General features: G+C 45.3%; 9 protein-coding genes. 5 read left to right on the top strand and 4 right to left on the bottom strand.

The features are described 5' to 3' along the window. Positions 1–65: 65 nt before the first annotated feature. From H4K34_RS13615 to glgB, 3 genes are read left to right on the top strand one after another with little or no spacing between them, the layout of a single operon-like run. On the top strand, positions 66–1,985 hold the full coding sequence (locus H4K34_RS13615) for an alpha-1,4-glucan--maltose-1-phosphate maltosyltransferase (RefSeq protein WP_210757939.1): 1,920 nt from the start codon (positions 66–68) through the stop codon (positions 1,983–1,985). Between the two features lies 1 nt (position 1,986). Next, a complete protein-coding gene (locus H4K34_RS13610) occupies positions 1,987–3,603 on the top strand; it encodes a maltokinase N-terminal cap-like domain-containing protein (RefSeq protein WP_210757938.1) in 1,617 nt (538 codons plus the stop codon). Then, on the top strand, positions 3,593–5,506 hold the full coding sequence (gene glgB, locus H4K34_RS13605) for a 1,4-alpha-glucan branching protein GlgB (protein ID WP_210757937.1): 1,914 nt from the start codon (positions 3,593–3,595) through the stop codon (positions 5,504–5,506). The genes H4K34_RS13610 and glgB overlap by 11 nt, the downstream gene beginning before the upstream one ends. On the opposite strand, the gene H4K34_RS13600 is transcribed toward glgB, so the two are convergent. Beyond that, a complete protein-coding gene (locus H4K34_RS13600; protein ID WP_210757936.1) occupies positions 5,503–5,802 on the bottom strand; it encodes an isoamylase early set domain-containing protein in 300 nt (99 codons plus the stop codon). The two genes, glgB and H4K34_RS13600, sit on opposite strands and share 4 nt — an antisense overlap. A 150-nt stretch (positions 5,803–5,952) precedes the next feature. On the opposite strand from H4K34_RS13600, the gene H4K34_RS13595 reads away from it, so the two are divergent. After that, positions 5,953–8,376: a glycoside hydrolase family 31 protein gene (locus tag H4K34_RS13595; protein WP_322107630.1), complete on the top strand. Its 2,424-nt coding sequence runs from the start codon at positions 5,953–5,955 to the stop codon at positions 8,374–8,376. 55 nt (positions 8,377–8,431) lie between these two features. On the opposite strand, the gene H4K34_RS13590 is transcribed toward H4K34_RS13595, so the two are convergent. Together H4K34_RS13590 and H4K34_RS13585 are read right to left on the bottom strand one after the other, a co-directional pair. Beyond that, a complete protein-coding gene (locus H4K34_RS13590; RefSeq protein WP_210757935.1) occupies positions 8,432–9,112 on the bottom strand; it encodes a LytR/AlgR family response regulator transcription factor in 681 nt (226 codons plus the stop codon). Positions 9,113–9,141: 29 nt separating this feature from the next. Further along, positions 9,142–11,004 (bottom strand): tetratricopeptide repeat-containing sensor histidine kinase, encoded by a 1,863-nt coding sequence (locus tag H4K34_RS13585; RefSeq protein ID WP_210757934.1) that lies wholly within the window; start codon positions 11,002–11,004, stop codon positions 9,142–9,144. Positions 11,005–11,153: 149 nt separating this feature from the next. Here H4K34_RS13585 and H4K34_RS13580 point away from each other — a divergent pair, with 149 nt between their 5' ends. After that, complete coding sequence (locus tag H4K34_RS13580) at positions 11,154–12,038, top strand: patatin-like phospholipase family protein (protein WP_210757933.1); 885 nt, start codon at positions 11,154–11,156, stop codon at positions 12,036–12,038. 15 nt (positions 12,039–12,053) lie between these two features. Here the strand turns inward: H4K34_RS13580 and H4K34_RS13575 are convergent, their stop codons facing one another. After that, positions 12,054–19,214, bottom strand: a complete 7,161-nt coding sequence (locus H4K34_RS13575) for a malectin domain-containing carbohydrate-binding protein (RefSeq protein WP_210757932.1) — start codon at positions 19,212–19,214, stop codon at positions 12,054–12,056. Positions 19,215–19,476 lie beyond the last annotated feature (262 nt).

Genomic DNA, 19,476 nt, shown 5'->3' with positions numbered 1-19,476 from the left:
TCAATTTAGGTAAATAACTTTGTGTATTTTGTACACTTAACTAAATTTGAGGCAAGCAATTGTCTATGAGCACAAAACCCAAACAAGGGCGCAGTCGCGTTCTGATTTCCGATATAAAGCCCCTGGTTGATTGCGGGCGCTACCCCATTAAACGAGTGGTTGACGAAGCCCTAAAGGTTGAAGCCACCCTAGTTGCTGACGGACACGATGTTTTATCCGGAGCCCTGGCTTGGCGTAAAAAAAATGCCGGTAAATGGCAAAGAGTAGCCCTTAAGCCCATTGAGAACGATCAGTATAGCGCCGAACTTTCCTTTTCGGAAATCGGTGCCTATGAATATAAAATTGAAGCTTGGATTGACTATGCCTTGACCTGGCTCCATGGCTTGGAGAAAAAATTTAAAGATGGTCAGGATGTAAGTGTGCATCTGGCAGATGGCATTCCTCATTTGGAATTCCTAAAAGCCAAAAAGCTCAAAGAAGCGGCCAGCCTTATTGAGCTTATAAGTAAGGATCCCAATGCCGCCGCCGAAAAAGCCTTGGAGCCATGGCTGGAAGAAGCCTTTCATAAACATCCGGAAAAGCAATTGCTCAGCGAATCGGATTTACTACCGGCCTATTGCGATCGTAAAAAAGCTAATTTCTCAGCTTGGTACGAGTTTTTCCCTCGTAGTGCTGCCGCCGAAGGACATGGTACTTTACAGGATGTAATTAAGCTTTTACCGCGCGTGGCCGATCTGGGTTTTGATGTGCTTTACTTACCGCCCATCCACCCAATTGGGGAAGTGAATCGCAAAGGCAAAAACAATAGCACCATTGCCGAGGAAGGAGATGTAGGCTCCCCCTGGGGTATTGGCTCCAAAGAAGGTGGACATAAAAGTGTGCATCCCGAATTAGGCACTTTAGACGATTATAAAGAGCTGATTCAAAAGGCAAATGCCCTCGATATTGAAATTGCTTTTGACCTCGCCTATCAGGCCGCTCCAGATCACCCTTGGGTTAAAGAACATCCGGAATGGTTTAAATGGCGCTCAGATGGTACTGTACAATACGCAGAAAATCCACCCAAGAAATACCAGGACATTTTACCGATCTATTTCGAAAGTGAGGACTGGGAAAATTTATGGGATGAGCTCCTCTCCGTAATCCTCTTTTGGGTCGATTGTGGAATAAAAATATTTAGGGTCGATAATCCTCACACCAAGTCCATTCGCTTTTGGGAATGGGCCATTGCCGAAACTCAGAAGCTTCATCCCGAGGTAATCTTCCTGGCAGAAGCCTTTACCAAACCCGCCTTAATGCATGCCCTGGCGAAAGCCGGATTCAGTCAGAGCTATAGCTATTTTACCTGGCGGAATTTCCGTCATGAATTAATGGACTATATGGAGGAAGTGAGTCAGGGCCCTGGTGCTGATTATTTCCGACCTAATTTCTGGCCTAATACTCCAGACATTCTTCCCTACGGTTTACAAAGTGGCAATGAATCCCTATTCATGACCCGCCTCTTTTTAGCTGGAACTCTGAGCTCCAATTACGGAGTTTACGGACCGGTATATGAGCAATTGGCCCATGAATCGGTACCTGGAAAAGAAGAGTATTTCAATTCTGAAAAATACGAGGTGCAGCATCACAATTGGGAAGCTGAAAACAAGATTACCTGGCTGATGCGTGTTTTGAATAAGGCCCGAAAGGAGGAAAAAGCCTTACAACAAAATCGGAATTTCCAAAGTTTGGAAATTGAAAACCAAAGCTTATTTGCCTACCTTAAATGGGATGGTGAGGAAAAAACAGTTTGCGTGGTAAATCTCGACCCCTACAATATGCAAGAAGGTTGGTTACAGCTACCTCATGATTTTATGCCTCTGAGCGAAGGTGGCTATCGTATGTATGATTACATTTCTGGAGCCGAGTATCGCTGGCGTGAAGAATGGAATTATGTGCGCCTCGATCCTGCTCGACCTTTCCACCTATTTAAAGTTATTGGCTAAAATGAATCTGCCGAAGTTGCAAAGTGCCCAAAGCTGGGATCAACTGCGAAAGGATGAATCCTTTTGGGAAGCGCTTCGTCAGGATATTCTACCTCAACATCTCTACCATTGTCGCTGGTTTGGAGGTAAGGCTTCAGTAGTTCAGCAGGTATTCTTCAGCCAAAAGCTTTTATTGAAAAGTGGCTTTCAGCATTATTACCTGCTCTTAATTGAGGTCTTCTTCCGCGAAAGCTATGCGCATAATTATTTCCTACCCCTGGCGATTGCCGAAAGCAGGGAAAAGCTGCCCGCCCAAGCCGTTTTAGCGGAAATTCAATTGGCAGACGGCTCCTTTTACCTGATTGATGCCGTTCATGATTCGGGCTTCCATGCCGCGCTTTTTCGAAAAATTGTGAACCACGAGATGCTGATGGAAGGAAACAATCGCGTTTTCTTTCGCGCCCATCAGGAATTGGAAATGGAGCCAGAAGGATTTCGCTCTCAATTGTTAAATGCCGAACAAAGCAATAGCACCCTGATTATTCAGGATCGCTATTACCTCAAGATCTTCCGTCGTCTGTTTCGGGATAAGAACCCCGATTTCGAGATGAATGAGTTTTTGGCCCAACAAAAGCTCTTCGAGAACTACCCCAAATTGGCCGGATTAATTTGGTGGGAACCCGGACCGGGAGTGAACATTTCGCTAGGCTTAATGCAGGAGAAAGTTCCCAATGAAGGCGATGCCTGGCCTTGGATGTTAAAGGAAGTAGAACAGTATTTTAAAAATGGGGATTTAGCAGGACTCAGTGCCATCGATAAATGGCCGCTGGTAAGTCCTTTAAAAATCAGCAAGCTCCCGGCAGCCCTGCAACAAAATCCGGGTCTCGACTTTTTTAAACGCATTCGCACCCTAGCGCAAAGGACAGCCGAAATGCATTTGGCCCTGGCTGCCGTTAAAAGAGACCGCCATTTTGCCCCGATCAATTACAATGGTGATTTTACCGTTTGGCTTAAAAACCGCTTGATCTATCAGTTTGATGCCCGCTATAATCTCCTCAATAAAAAACTGGAAAGCCTGCCCGAAAATGCCCGCCTTTTAGCGGAGAAGGTACTGGAACAGAAAGACCTAATTATAAATTTCATCTTGGGCTTTGATGAGGAACAATTGCGAAGCTTGCGCATCCGCATTCATGGCGATTACCATTTAGGGCAAATCTTGATTCAGGGCCACGATTTCTTCATCCTCGATTATGAGGGCGAACCCGAGAGCACCATTCGCGATCGTAAGGTGAAACAATCACCGCTTAAGGATGTTGCCGGGCTTTTACGCTCTTTTCATTATGCTATTCATGCGGTGCAGAAAAATCAAAATCTGCGTAGCTTAGAACATCAGGCCGCTGGCCAAAGTTTATATCAAGCTATCAGCGGGGTTTTCCTGCACAGCTATTTTAAGATCGCCTTTCAGCAGCAGCTGGATATTGGCTATCGCAAAGAAATTACCTATTTACTCCATTACTTCCTGCTCGAAAAAGCCATTTACGAATTGGGCTACGAGTTAAATGGGCGTCCGGATTGGGCGATTATTCCCCTGGAAGGAATTCTGGATATTACCGACGAAATAAAACGACATGCCTACTAAAACTCAAGCACACAGCCTTTTTAGTGATCAAGATATTCACCTTTTCCGCGAGGGTCGCCATTATCGACTCTACCAACATTTTGGCTCCCATCCGCTCGAGCTCAATGGTGAAGCAGGGGTTTATTTTGCGGTCTATGCTCCGGCTGCCGAAAAGGTAGAAGTGATTGGCAATTTTAATCATTGGCAGGGAGAAGATTACCCCCTAATGGTGCGCTGGGACTCTTCCGGTATTTGGGAAGGATTTATTCCCGGAGTAAAGGTGGGCGATTTGTATAAATACAAGATCAGTCATGCTGATTTAGTAGATCCTCTGGAAAAGGCCGACCCCTATGCTCGCCAAGCAGAACATCCACCCCGCACTGCTTCCATCATTTGCGATAATAAGGAGCATAAGTGGGGCGACAGCAAATGGATGAAGGCCCGCTACGAGCATAATAATCTGGAAGCCCCTATGAGCGTCTACGAAGTGCATTTAGCCAGTTGGAAACGCAAGGAAAATGGAGACGTGCTGGGCTATCGGGAATTGGCAGAAGACTTGGTGCCTTATGTTAAAAATGCCGGCTTTAGTCATGTAGAGTTTATGCCCATCATGGAGTATCCCTACGAACCATCCTGGGGCTATCAAATTACGGGCTATTTCGCGGCCAGCAGTCGCTTTGGTCCGGCAGAAGATTTAAAATATTTGATCGAAGCTTTCCATAAGGAAGGCATTGGAGTGATTCTCGATTGGGTACCCTCTCATTTCCCAGATGATTTACACGGACTCGGCAAATTTGATGGCTCCTGTGTTTACGAGCATCCCGATCCGCGCAAAGGTTATCATCCGGATTGGAAGAGCCTAATCTTTAATTATGGTCGACCAGAAGTGCGCTCCTTTTTAATTTCCAATGCTCTCTTTTGGCTGGATCAATACCATGTGGATGGCTTGCGGGTAGATGCCGTGGCTTCGATGCTGTATTTAGATTATTCACGCCAGGATGGTCAATGGGAGCCTAATCATTTAGGCGGGAATGAGAATTTGGATGCCATTGCCTTTATCAAGGATTTTAATGAGGCTGTTTATAAGAATTACCCGGATGTGCAGACCATTGCCGAAGAATCTACTTCCTTTAATCGCGTAAGCTACCCCACTTATGATGGTGGTTTAGGCTTTGGCCTGAAGTGGATGATGGGTTGGATGAATGATAATTTGGAATACTTCAAAAAGGATCCCATTTACCGTCGCTATCATCAGAATGAAATCACCTTTAGCCTAGCTTATGCTTTTACTGAGCACTTTATGCTACCGCTTTCGCATGATGAAGTGGTGTACGGGAAGAAATCACTCCTAAGCAAAATGCCCGGCGATGCTTGGAAGCAATTCGCTAATCTGCGCCTTTTACTTTCGTGGATGTATTTGCATCCCGGAGCGAAATTGCTCTTTATGGGAGGTGAATTTGGTCAGCGTAAAGAATGGCAATTCGAAGAAGGCCTGCAGTGGCAAGAGTTTGAAATGGAGTCCCATCAGGGCGTATTCCAAAGCTTAAAGGCCTTGAATGCTCTGTATCGCAAAGAGAAGCCTCTATACAAAAACAATTATGCCTACGAAAGCTTCGAATGGTTAGAGCATAATGATGCGAACAATTCTGTGCTCAGCTTTATCCGCAAGAGCGGCAAAGAAGAATTGGTATGTGTACTCAACTGTACTCCTCAGCCTCATGATGAATATCGCATCGGCGCCCCAGCCCCCGGACAATACGAACTCATATATAATAGCGACCAGGAAGAATTTTGGGGCAGTAATTATCCCTTAAAGCAATCTCTTAAAAGTGATAAGATTGCCTGGCAGGGACGAGAGCAATCTTTGGACTTGATTCTCCCACCATTGGCTGCAGTGGTTTATAAAAGGAAAGGCAAAGCCTAAAGTCGTACTACCGAATTATCGCCGGATATGCCATTAGGTATATAGGAATCAGCCGCCTCGTCATTCTCCCAAAGCTCGCCATCAAAGCGATAACGGAATTGATATTCGCTGCCGGTTTCCAAATCCAAAGTGCGGGTATAAGCCCCTTTTACTTTGCGCATCGGAATGGGCTCCCAATTACTAAAGGAACCTAAAAGTTCAACCGTCTTGGCATCTTCCGGTAAACGATTTTCAGCGAGGTCAAAACTTACTTTACAGAGGGGTTTCGACTTTAAAAACTTCTTTCGTAAGGCCATTTTCAAAAATTTTCAATCAAAGATAGTGTATTATTCACACTAAGCCTTAGCGCTTGATTAAGTTTTGATTATCAATTAATTGTAAGCATGACACTTAATAATTTTTAGTAGATAATCGTAAAAAATTCTAAGTGTACTTAATACACGAAGGTGAATTTTAGTACTTTCGTTCCCTTCATGCAATCCGATATGCAAACCCTCATTAACGAACAATTCCCAAATCACCTGCTCAAGGCAGATGTGAATGGCTCTTCTGTGGTTTTCCATAGCCACAATGGAGTGATGTTATGGGTAGAGGCTATCACCAATCATGTGATGCGCTTCCGTTACAGTGCCAAGGGTTATTTTTCGCCAGACTTCTCCTATGCCATGGCTAAAGACCACCGCAGTGGTTTCGCTTATTTTAAGGTAGAAGAGCTGGATAGCTATTATGAGTTGCGTACCCCCAAGCTTAGTTGCAGAGTTCAAAAAATTGACCTGAAAGTAAGTTTGTACAATGAAGAGGGTAAGCTGCTGAATGAGGATGAAAAAGGTTTTCATTGGGAAGAAGATTCACAGCGTGGCGATAACATCGTGAAGATGAGTAAGCGCTCCATTAACGGGGAGCATTACTTTGGTTTGGGCGACAAACCCAGCAACCTCAACTTACGCGATCACCGATTCCAGAATTGGGGAACGGATGAATACGGTTTTGCCAAAGACGCAGATCCCCTATACCGTAATATTCCCTTCTACTATGGTCTACATAAGGAAGGTTGCTACGGTGTATTCTTCGATAACAGCTATCGCACTTTTTTCGACTTTGCCTCCGAGCGTAAAAACGTTACCAGTTTTTGGGCCGAGGGTGGTGAAATCAACTATTACTTTATTGCAGGCTCCAGCCTGATGAATATTGCGCAACGTTATGCGCGCCTTACCGGTAAACCCGAGATGCCTCCCAAATGGAGCTTGGGCTACCATCAATGCAAATGGTCATACTCTTCGGAAGAAGAAGTAATGGAAATTGCGCATAAGCTACGTGAGCTAAAAATCCCGGCCGATGCCATTTACCTAGACATCGACTATATGGATGGCTTCCGCTGCTTTACCTGGAATAAGGAAAATTTCCCCGATCCCAAAGGCATGGTGCAAAGGCTCAAAGACATGGGCTTTAAGACTGTTGCCATTATTGATCCGGGTATTAAAATCGACATGGACTATTCGGTTTGCAAGGAAGGTTTCGAAAAGAACTATTTCTGCAAGCATGCCGATGGCCCCTTATACAAAGGCAAGGTATGGCCGGGCGATTGTTATTTCCCCGACTTTACCAATCCTGAGGTTCGCGAATGGTGGAGCGGACTTTTCAAAGAACTAATCGAAGACATTGGCCTGGCAGGTGTGTGGAACGATATGAATGAGCCGGCCATTATGGACGTGCCCACCAAGACCTTCCCTTTGGACATCCGCCATAATTACGATGGCAATTATTGCAGTCATCGCAAGGCCCACAATGTTTACGGCATGCAAATGAGCCGGGCGACCTACAAGGGGGTGAAGAAATTTGCCTTCCCCAATCGCCCCTTTATCATTACCCGCAGCACCTATGCCGGCGGTCAGCGCTACAGCTCTGTTTGGACCGGCGATAATATTGCCACCTGGGAGCACTTATGGGTTGCCAATGTGCAATGTCAGCGCTTAAGCATTAGCGGTTTCTCTTTTGTAGGAACCGATATTGGCGGCTTTACCGAGCATCCTACCATGGAACTTTATGTGCGTTGGATGCAGTTAGCGGTATTCCATCCTTTAATGCGTACCCATTCTTCGGGCGATCATGGTGATCAGGAGCCCTGGAGTTTTGGCGAAGAAGGAACTGATTTGGTACGCAAGGCAATTGAATTGCGTTATCAACTGCTCCCCTACCACTACACTAATTTCTACCAATACAGTCGCGACGGCAAACCGATGATTCGTCCGCTGTCCTTCTACGATCATCAGGATCCGCAAACCTGGTACCGTCAGGATGAATTCGTATTTGGAGATCATATTTTAGTTTGCCCGGTTTTGGAACCCGATCGTCAAGGTCGTCGGATGTACCTACCTAAAGGACATTGGTACGATTTCCATACTAAGGAATTAGTAGAAGGAGGCAAAGAGATTTACATTGAAACCAGCCTGGAGGAAATCCCTATGATGGTGAAAGCCGGAGCGATTATCCCCATGATCCCAGTAGAACAACATGTGAGCAATTCTTATTCTGAATTGGAACTGCATGTTTACCGTGGAGAAGAAAGTGTGGAGAGCTTACTCTATGATGATGCTGGCGATGGCTATAATCACAATCAAGGCTATTTCCTGAATCGCAATTTTACGGTTCTCCCATCCGACGCTAAATACCGCATCACGCAACATCAAGAAGGCCGGATGCCTAGCTCTGTTAAAGAAGTTACCTTGGTTTATCACGGCTTTAAGAGCCTACCAAAGGTGGTAGAGCTTGACTCAGATCCTTTTGAGGTGACTATACAAGAAGAAAAAAATGGAAGCTTCAGCTTTAAGGTAGCTGAAGACTTTAAACAGATAACCCTGCGCTGGGGTTAATTAGCGCGCTTTTTTGAGAGGTGAGGGCCGGTTCCGCAAGGGGCCGGCTTTTTTTTTACTTCTCAAATAAAGTAGCTAGAGCTTGATAACCGCTTTTGGATACAGGCAATTCTTCACCACCAATATCCACCGTACTGCGATTGTAACGCTTGATGATGCGGGTATTCACTACTCGGGCCCGATGAATCTTAAGAAAGTCCTTATCCGCCACCTGATCGTAAAACCAGCTAAGAGAATAGCGGATTAAATAGCTGCGTTCGGTGCTGAATAATTTGATGTAATTGCCATCGGCCTCTGCATAGCGAATGGATGCAATGGGCAGTTTAACAGTGGTCCAGCCATCTTTAAACACCAAATCTCCCAGACCTTCATCTTCATTTTTAAGTGCCAAGCCAACGGCCATGCTTACTTCAATATCCTTAAAAGGCTTAACCAGATAGGCTTTGGGATGTAGTTTTCGTGCTTCTTCCAGTACTCCTTTATCCGTTTGCGCGGTGAGGAAAAGATAATCGCCCCAGGCATATTCTTCAATTTCTGCTGCCAGCTCCAAACCACTGCGCTCACTTTCCAAGTTGATATCCACCAGGATCAAATCATAAGTCTTCTCCTGCAACATTTTACGCGCGGCTTTCGCCTTGTAAGCGATATCAGCATCAATCCCCAAATCCTTCGATAGAATTAAATGAAGGTGTTCAGCAATCAGCGCCTCATCCTCAACTATAAGTACTTTATTCATTTTCTACGTTCCCTGTTTATTAAATGTACTCAATCTTCCCAGTAAGCCAAATTAAAGTAAAAGCGATCTTTAGTATCCAAGGTGGATTCGCCTTCGAGTTGCCGCGTAAAGAGCATTATTAATCGATTTCCCATGCCCATTTTGCTATGATCATCGTAGCCCTTTCCATTGTCTTCATAACTAAACTCTACGCGATTGCGCCCTTCCAGAAATTCCTTGTGAACCTCAATTTTTATCTTGGGTTTACCTTGCATAACAAATGCATACTTCAATGAGTTCGCTACCAACTCAGAAAGTATCATCCCTAGTGCAATTCCCTGTGAAACCTCCAAGATAACATCCTCTGCAACAACCTCAATTTCGAGCGGATTACTGAAGGTACCTCCCAAAGTTTTAAGCTCTTCCATTAACTCCGAAAAATACTCACGGGCCCGCAATTGCGTAATATGTTGCTGAGCATAAAGCTTTTCGTGTACCACCGCCATGGCGCTTACGCGATTTAAAATCTCGTTCACCATTTGCCGCGACTCCTCCGTCATTTGATCCTGCTGCTGAAATTGCTGCACCCGAATTAGGGAAGTGATCAATTGCAAATTATTCTTAACCCGATGGTGTACTTCTTCAATTAAGCCATCCTTCTCCGAAAGGGTATTCAATAATTCCTGATTGGCACCAAAAAGAGCTTTCTGCGATTCCTCCAAATGGGATTTACTGCGACGCAATCGCGTAAAAAAGTAGTAAAGCCCGAAGAGCCCTAAAATCAAGATGATTAGTAGAATTAAAGAAAACCTCCGCACTTGGTCCTTAGCGCGTGACTCTTCCAGAATTTGCATGCGCTCACTTTCCAAACTTCGCAATCGGGAGGTCGCCATTTCAGTTTGAAAGCGCCGCGATTGCATAGCCATTTCATCCGAAAAGCGCTTTTGCAGTTCACTCCGATAGACGATGGCCGCTGAATCACGATATAGGTAGGCCTCTTCAAAGCGCCCCAACTTATACAAGATTAGCGCCTTGCGATTATATGCCAGATTGTAAAAACCCGGTAAATAATAAGGCGCCGCTAATCGCAAGGATGAATCGACAAAGACCAGGGCTTTTTCATATTGCTCTACGGTAACATAATAAGCACTAATCAAGCGTATCGAATTACACATATAGTGGATCCGCTCTTGCTTCTTAAATACTTCAAAAGCCTTTTCGAAATAAGATACCGCCCGAACCTCCTTCTTCTTGCGATAGGCATCTCCCAATTCCAAATAGGAAGTTCCCATTTCATCCAGCAAAGAATCCGGCTCAGAATAAGAGAGGGACTTTAAGGAAAGGAAAATAGCGCTATCCAAATCTTGTTTGGACTCATTTAGCACCGCGGCAAAACGATGATAGGCAATAGCCTTAACTAAATTGCTCAGATCTTCGAATTCTGGATGATTTATCAAATAGCTCAACTCCATTTGAGCCTGAGGATATTGACGAGCGCTGCGATAGAATTCGGCCAAATTCACCATTACATGCCCTTCCTGCTCCCAGTATCCAGCCCTTTGATAATAAACCAGAGCCCGACGGAAAAACACCAAAGCCTGGGTATAGCGATTCAAAATGGTGTACAAACGTGCTTTAACTCGCAGATGCTCAAAATAGCTTAGAGAATCACTTACTTTCTTGAGTAAGGGTTGTGCAACATCAGCCAAAGAGTCTGCTTCGTTATACAGGCCCAGATTTGTGGCCCCGTCAATAGCATTTGTGAAAGCGCTGAGGTCATCCGATTTATCCAATGATTCTATCAACTGCCTTTGATTTCGCTCGGCAGGACTCAGCTTAGCCCTGCCCGGCTTAATCGCTAAAAGCGGGAAGCTAATTAAGATGAAAAAGAAAAAGACGAATACGCGCTTCAAACTTTTTGGGGGCCTAATGGTTTGGTTCTTATCAAGTGGCGAAAGTACTGCCCTTTTTTCTGACGGCATACATTTCACTTAAAGCTACTAAAATGAGGCTTCCTAATCCGAAGCAGAGTATCTACCTTGCATCAAAATCAGAACCAAGCATGATCGAAAATCAAAAAGTTCACCTGGTATTAGCCTCAGGCGGAGCACGGGGTATTGCCCATATTGGCGTTATTGAAAGACTGGAAGCCGCTGGCAACGAAATTGTTGAAGTAGCCGGATGTTCCATGGGTGCCGTAGTGGGAGGCCTTTATGCGGCAGGCAAACTAAAAGAGTACACCGAGTGGTTGCTGGAGCTACAAAGGACGGATGTATTCCGACAGATGGACTTTACCCTGGCCAGACATGGTTTTGTGAAAGGGGAAAAGATTTTCAGCACCATCATGAACCTGATTGGTCCCCAAAAAATTGAAAACCTCAAAGTTCCTTTCACAGCGGTTGCCACCGATTTAAAAACCGGTGAAGAGGTCGTTTTCAAAAAGGGAGATCTCTACCAGGCCATGCGCGCCTCCGTTTCTATACCTGGTATTTTCACTCCGGTTTCTTATGAAGAGAGGAAAGGACACCTTTTGGTTGATGGCGGAGTGGTAAACCCGCTTCCCTTAAACCAGATAAAAGCCCCGGAAGGTCATGTGGTAGTGGCAGTAGACATTAATGCCACTGGCCCGAAACCCGCCATTATGAAAAAGGATGAGGAAGATCAAGACCGAGGCTGGCTCAATATTAACCTGAACTTTTTCAAGTCGAATTCCGGCAATCAGGATCCCGGTTTAATGGACATCATTTCTGCTAGTTATGAGCATATGCAAAACCAGCTCATCTTGCGGGATTTAGCCACCTATAAACCCGAATACCTCATCCGTATTCCACGCAGCACTTGTGGGGTTTTCGACTTCCATATGGCCGAAGATCTCATCGAAGTAGGTCGTAAAGCCTATGATGAACAAATCATAGAAAGTAATGATGCCCAAAGCTTCGCTTCCTAATTTTCCTTTCAGACCTTAAGGCACCATAAGCTTGTGCTCACTTGCACTTGCCCCTTGATTGAGGCGTAGCAGGTATAATCCTGAATTTAAATTCAGGTCGGCTAATTCGTACCTATAAGAACCTCTCAGGCTGCTCTGAAAAATCAAAGCGCCTTGCAGATTGAAAATTTGTACTTGGACTTCCTTATCATTCGGAAGCTCAAGATGCAAGCTTTGCCCTTGCCCCAAGGGATTAGGGTAAATGCTAGTCTGCAATTCACTCTGCTGCATTCCCAAGCTAGTTTTGGCAGATGCTCCGGCTTTAACTTCTATGGCCACCAACAAACTGTTGTCGACACTTGCCGCTGTATTTAAGGCCAATTCACCATCCAATACTTCCACTGGGAAGCTGGTGCTATAGGCGGTTGCTCCATCACCACTAAGGCTGTAAATATCAATATCATCCAGCACCAATTGCCCTTCGGCACTAATATCGAAAACCCTGCGAGCAGGACCCATCAGCCAACCTTGTAATTCGGCAAAATGGAGCGTAACCTCATACATCGCTGGCTCGGGCACCGGAATATAATAAGCCATGTTCCGACCAATTCTACATGTGCTGTACAGAGTAGAATCCTGAGTATTCGCCACTCCCTTAGTATAACTATGAGTATAACCCCCGATATTGTATTGATCTGCCAGGTAGCTAATGCCTGTAATCGGACTGATATGAGCCGGCCCGCCACAGTTTACATTAATGCTAAAAGCCTGATTAACGGGCTGGCCACTGCATCCACAATTACCATCGCTAATATCATTCTGGGTACTTGAATCGCCATCATCACAAGCCAGGCCTGCCGCCGGGCAGCTACTATTCAATAGTATATTTTGCTGAAGCATATCTCCAGCACTGTAATAGTATAATTCGGCTGAGGCCTGATTTAAATTCTGGCTCGGAGCCTGGAAATACATCCGCTGTAAAAGCGAATCGCCAGCCGAGATTACATGGCCGCTGATATCTGCAAATTGTAAATAAGAAAGAGCATTGCCGCTGGCTAAAACCGAATCGATTGTGCGAGCGACAGTATCCTTATTTACCACATAAAAATCAAGGGAATCGAGGGCTCCTGCTGCCATAGTAATGCTTAAGGCCGAATCACTGAGATACCAGTTACGACTTGCAACCGGCATAGTACTCGTTTTACGAATTTCAATCGCTACCAAGAGGCTATTATCTACACTGGCAGCGGTATTAATATCCAATTGACCATCGTTCACATTCACTTTAAAGGTTTCGGTATAAGCGCTTGCCCCTCCACCCGCAGCGGTGAAAATATCCAGATCATCAATAATTAAATTCCCTTCCACACTAATGTCGAACACTCGTCGGCCTGCCCCCATCAACCAACCTTGCAACTCAGCAAAGTGCAGGCTAATTTCATATTCACCGCTTTCGGGCAGGGGTACATGATAGCTCATATTACGACCAATGCGAGCGGTACTAAAGAGCGCCGAATCCTGAGTGTTAGCCACTCCATTGCTATAAGAATGGGTATAACCACCAATATTGTATTGATCGGCCAGATACACCTTTCCGGTGATGGGACTGGTTAGGGCCGCACCACCACAATTAATGTTTATGCTAAACTCGCTAGGGCCAGGATTAATAGGGGTACCGGCGCAATTACAATTCCCGTCTTCTATATCATTTTGGGTAGAGGCATCACCATCATCACAAGTGGTTCCGGCTGCCAAACACTGCGCCTGCACTGATAGATCTTGCTCCAGACTATCGCTATTACTGTAGTACCAAATTTTAGCAGATCCGCTAAAAGCTTGGCTGGGCGCCTGGAAATGCAAATAACCCAAAATAGAATCTCCGGCATTTACCAGCTGCCCAATTGCTATCTGACTTTGTACATAAGCCGCAGCATTGCCGGTAATACGCAAGGAATCAATTTGTCGACTTTGCCCATCGGCATTTAGCCAATAGAAACTGGCAGAATCCTGACCTCCTACAGTGGTACTTATGCTTAGTTGATCTTGCGACAGATAAGGATCCTGATAGCTAGGATTATAAGAACTCAAATCAATAGCCACCAAGACACTATTATCCACACTAGCCGCAGTTTGAATATTCAAAACTCCATCCGTCACCACAACTGTAGCGGTAGCCGAATAAGCCTTGGCTCCCCCACCAGCTAAATTGTAGATATCGAGATCATCAAATACCAATTGACCTTCCAGAGAAATATCAAATACCCTACGACCACTGCCCATGAGCCACTTTTGCAATTCAGCAAAATGCAAACGGACTTCATAAGTTCCTGCTTGAGGTACGGGAATATTATAACTCATATTGCGACCAATACGAGCGGTGCTGTACAATGCCGAATCTTGGGTATTGGCCACGCCATCGCTATAGCTATGCGTATAGCCCCCAATATTGTATTGATCGGCTAGATAGCTTTTACCGCTAACCGGACTTACTAAAGCACCTCCTCCACAATTGATGTTCAAACTGAAGGCGGGCGGTGTAATCACTTCTCCGGCACAATTGCAACTACCATCAGTAGTATCATTGAGGGTAGTAGGATTGCCATCATCACAGCTTAAGCCCGCTGCCGGACAAGCCGCTTCTCCAGATAAATTGAGGATTAAAGGCAATGCCTCACCACCATAGTAGATTTGCATTTGCGCACTGCGCACCACGGGCACAGAACCTTGAGGGTGGAAATACACTTTAATGTTCTGGCTGTAGGCCGATGGAATTGCGGTTCCAGCATTTAGATTATGACTAAAATCGCTGGCTTGCGCTCCCTGCACGCGAATAGAATCTATACTCAAAAGCTGACTGCTGGCATTGTTAATGCTCAAAGTTGCACTATCAATACTTCCCGTGGCTAAAGTTTGAAAATGATAGGAACTAGCGCTGAGTTCAAGTCCAGCTGCACTTGGCATCAATTCAATGGCCGAAAGTTTAGCATTATCGGCCAGGCCTACTAAACTTAAATCCAGGCTGCCATCATTAATCTCTACACTATAGCTTAAAATATGAGCCGTATAACCACCCACCGTATCGTATATATCCAAAGCGGCATCAATTAATTGCCCCTCGGCATTAATATCGAATACCCTGGCCCCGGTCACAAAATTAGGAGCATAGATTTCAGCAAAATGTAAATTCAGTTGATAGCGACCATTAGCCTCTACCGGAATGCTATAAGCTAGATTAGAAGCCCAACGTTCGGTTTGGTAGATTTGCTCATCTTGAGTTCCGCTAATGCTATTTTGGGTAGAATAATTACTGCCATTTAAGAAGTAATTATCCCCTTCGAAGAGATTCCCATTTTGTGCTTGATACTGCGGGCCACCGCAATTGATGCGAATGGCATCTACTGTTTCTACTTCTACCGAAACCGGAATGGAAAATTCTGAATTGCTGGCGGTGCTGTACACCTTCAAAGTATCAAAGCTAGTCTGATTAGCGACTGCACTTAAATTGATGGCCAGACTATCCCCTGCCGCCAAATGGATAGGGAAAGTGTAATTGCTTTGCCAATTGAAATCAGCCGTAGCTAAACTCAGGGAATCAATAATCAGGGCTTGGGTTCCATTTTTACTTTTTAGGTAAAAAGTGCTTTGTGCATTTTGCCCAGCCGCTAAGCTGCCGAAATCTATCGCTATTGGGCCACTCAAAACACTGCGAGTATCGGCCTGCAAGCTGGGACTTTGAACCGCTCCGAAGCTAAACACTTCATGACTTTCTAATTGACCACCACCCTGATTGGGAGAGCCACTGGCCAGATAAATCGCTTGTTGATTTACAATGGCTTGGGTACCATGGCGACCTACATTCAAGGTATCGAGATAGCGCCAACTGGCATCACTTAAGTTTAAGGCCTGACTTAAATTACTGGCCTGAGAACTGGAATTCTCCCCTCCTATCAAAATCAGCTCATTGCCTATTAAAGCCACAGAAGCTCCTGCTTGAGGATTGGGTAAATTATTAGGCAAGGTAGACCAAGTTGAAGAGGCAAAATCATACACATCTACCTCGGGAATGGTAGCGCCGAAAGTGCCACTAAATCCGGTTTTTCTACCGCCAGCGGCATAGAGTTTTCCATTGGCCACTAAAGCGTGGAAGTGATCTCTTTCCCGAGGGGCATCCGCCAAAGTGGACCAGGTATTAGTATGAGGATCATAGGCATCAAACCAGGGCACCCAGCCACTAATATGACCCTGCTGTATTCCTCCGAGCACATAAATTTTATCTTGATAAACCACTACCCCGGCGCTACCTCTCCTGCGGCTGGCCGGTATTTCAGCACCCTGATGCCAGGCATCGGCCAAAGGATCATAAATGTAAATATGGCTTAGGGGCTGTTCATTGGGGAAGGAACCTGTCATTCCAGCTACGGCATAAATTAAACCATCCAATTCTACCGCTTGATAATGATGCAAATTGAAAGGCGGGGCGGCCCCTTCCTTCCATAAACCGGTGCTGGGATCGTATAAATTCGCATTGGAACCATGCTCACGACCACCAATTAAAACAAAATATTTTCCAGCCTGAACATAAGAGGCTTCATGACGACCCTGGGGACAAGATCCGGTGCCGCCATTCCATTGGCAATTGCTGCCATCATGCACGAAGCTCCAATCTCCACTAAGGGTATTCGCTTGAAAATTAGCTTTGATGAAATCATAGGTAGCATTAAAGGATGCGGTTCCGCTTGATTTTCCAGCGGCGACTCCAATCGCTAAGGCTTCTTGATTTTGAAATAGGTTTTGCAAAAAGCTTGGGAAAGCTATAGCTGATCCTACATCTTGCTTGCCATTGCCTAAATTGATTTTCGCCTGAATACTTTGACTTAGAGGATTCAATTCCAAATAGAGGGAAATCTCCGCGGCAGAAGTCAGACCGCTAAGAGCATAATCCAAGCGACTAGTCCCGCCATTCTCCTCTATCCAAATGCTAAGCATGGGATTGCCATTATTGGCCCGGATTCCATAGAGGATAAAATTATCCTGATCCCCTTTTCCAATGTAAAAAGCATGGAACTGATCTCCCTGAGGATTGCCCTGAAAAATGGGTCCTACCAAGGCAGTTTCAATTTCAAAGGGCAATTGCGCCTGAGCCAGGTCCATTCCAAATTGAAAACCATTTTTCAAACTATTGGCAGGTCCTACCGGACTACCTTCTGGAACATCGTTAAAGGAGAGTAAGCCAACCGCCCCACCGGCAATAATCTCAGTGGCACTATTATCCTCATGATAATAAAGATCGAGGTAATCCTCTTGCTGATTGCTCATAAAACCAGTAAAGCCCAAACCGTAAAGTCCAAAGCCTGGATCGCCATTTAAAAGCGGATAATCAAAAGCCAGGCTAAGTCCGGCACCATTGCTGGCATCCAAAGCGAAATAATCGAGGCTATCGGCCAGGCCATCATCGTCATCATCAGGATCATTCAAATCGCTGACCTTATATCCACCAATTAAGCTCTGATCATTATCCGCCGGGAAACTGGCACCGCTACAAGGATTGGTGCCATTATCCATTTCATCGGCATTGCTGTAGCCATCATTATCCTCATCGAGGCTAGTGCTGTACACTCCGGTGCAGGAACTAAAATCCTGAGGTTCAAAAATGGTAATCGCATTCGAGCCATAAGTAGCAGCCCAAATGGTTCCGGGGAAAATCTCATCATCCGCCTGAGCGGTAACATCCAGCGGCACTGCCCCAAAACCGGTGGCTAAAACGCTAACATCGGAATTGCTATTTAGAGTTCCCTGGGCATTAAGCTTAACGCGATAAATATTCCCGTTAAAGCTGGCCGCCAGGAGATTATTCTCCATTTCACCATTAAAGTTGCTGGCGGGGTACCTCGCCAAACCATTGGTAGAAGCAGTTATCGTATAAAGTGAAGCATCATCCACTCCGGCATTTTGGAAATCACCCTCAATAGGATGTGCCAAACTGGGATCAACCGGAGGCCAATCTACAGGTAAAGTACTATCAACATTGGTTGTAATCTGGGTACGCCAAACACCATTCTGACCACCTGCTCCATCTGCATGATCGTGAGTGAATAAGCCCGCTCCCAGCGGATTGGCCCGAACAGGATTAGGGTGACCACCATAGTATCCGGCTCCGCTGATAAAATGCAGTCCGTCTTTATTATTCACCATGGCATCATTGGGTCCGGGACCGGTTGAACCTGGTTCTCCCACCACCCATTTATTGGTAGCAGTTCCCACCCCTTCATTATCGGGATGACCACCCCAGCCCTGGTTGGCGCCATTATCCCAGGTGTACATGCGGCCATCCTCCATCAATACAATATCATAGGCATTGCGGAAACCCGAAGCGTAAACTTGTACCGGTCCATTCACTACCCACTTGGCCTGATTTAGTCCATCATTACCACCAAAGGGGTCATTAATATCTATACCATCATAACCCGCTTGATTAGGATCATCAATACCATTGGCATTGGCACGAGTGGGGTCATCCAGGGTTGGTAAGTCGTAAACATATTGTGCACCTTGCGCATCGGTTAATACGGGCATGGCATCCAACACATTAAGATCTACGGATAAAATCGCCGCCGAAAGGGCGTATTCATTTAAAAAGGCAAAGTTGTTGGAAGGCGAGCCGGCATTGGTGTTACCACCCGCTGCGATATAGAGAATATTATTTTGCTTGTCTAATTGCAGACCATTGGTCGCATGGTTCTCCTCGGAACGCGCCAAACCTCGCACCAGATCAATGCGCTGCCAAGTAGTTCCATCCCAAATAAGTTTAGAAATCATACCCGAGTTGGAGTCCAAATTTTTATCCGAACCACCACCACCGCCGCCAATACGGTAATCGCTGCTGGCAACATAAATGATAGGCTGACCAGCTGTTCCATCCACCAATAAACCAGTGATTTGCCTTTGGACGGTAGCATGCAAGGTGCCATCATCATTGTGATTCTGAATTTGCTTAATGGCCAGAATCGTTTCAGTAGACAATACTTGATAAGTACCATTCGATTGGCGTTGCACGGTATAAGCATAGATTTCACCGCTTTGCACCGAAACGTAAAGGCGACCATCGGGACCAAAATCCAAAGATGTAGGATTGGTGATGGAAACTCCGCTTAAGCCACCGGAACTAAAGTTCACCTGAGCTGGCAGAGTAAATGTCATTAAAATTAGGCTGAGAATGGGGAGTATTCTTTGGAGTTTCATAGGCCTGGTAAAATGTGCTGAAAAGTCAGGCCATTTTAGGCAGCCACCAATTAATTTCGATTAATGGATTTAATAAGTAGTTGATTGGCAATAGTTAGCGAACTCACAAATTCAACGGCCATTTTGAACTAAGTATTTGAAGGCTATTGAAAAAGCCGCAAATTTGCATGCACTGGGAGCTAAAGGAAAATCTTTGTCTTTGCCGCGATTTAAAATTGCA

The organism is Croceimicrobium hydrocarbonivorans (assembly GCF_014524565.1).
Lineage (GTDB): Bacteria > Bacteroidota > Bacteroidia > Flavobacteriales > Schleiferiaceae > Croceimicrobium > Croceimicrobium hydrocarbonivorans.
This window is presented reverse-complemented; position numbering and strand designations above follow the sequence as displayed.